Source organism: Rhodopseudomonas sp. BR0C11, assembly GCF_010820945.1.
Classification (GTDB): Bacteria; Pseudomonadota; Alphaproteobacteria; order Rhizobiales; family Xanthobacteraceae; genus Rhodopseudomonas; species Rhodopseudomonas palustris_H.
In genome coordinates this window covers 1-380 of sequence record NZ_QTKI01000887.1, presented here as the reverse complement: position 1 = coordinate 380, position 380 = coordinate 1, and the positions used below count along the sequence as shown (strand labels likewise).

Annotated in this window: 1 protein-coding gene; it reads left to right on the top strand. The window is 64.7% G+C overall.

Features of this window, described 5'->3' with window-relative positions:
- Positions 1–380 (top strand): cytochrome P450 (locus DYI24_RS27955; protein ID WP_164574592.1); only part of this gene is annotated, 380 nt, incomplete at both ends.

The following is a 380-nucleotide window of genomic DNA, read 5'->3' as shown; positions in this document are numbered from 1 at the left end:
TGACGCGGCTGATCCTGGGCGAGACCGGCGGCGAGAAGCTCACCGCCAAGGAGCTGCTGCACAACTGCATCTTCCTGCTCAATGCCGGACACGAGACCACCACCAACCTGATCGGCAACGGCCTGGTGACGCTGGCGGCCAATCCCGATCAGAAGCAGCGGCTGATCGCCGAGCCGGCGCTGATCAAGACCGCGGTCGAAGAAATCCTGCGCTACGAGAGCTCCAACCAACTCGGCAACCGCATCACCACCGCAGAGGTCGAGATCGGCGGCATCGCCATGCCGGCCAACACGTCGCTGACACTGTGCATCGGCGCCGCCAATCGCGATCCGATGCAGTTTGCCGATCCCGACCGGTTCGACGTGTCGCGCAGCCCGAAC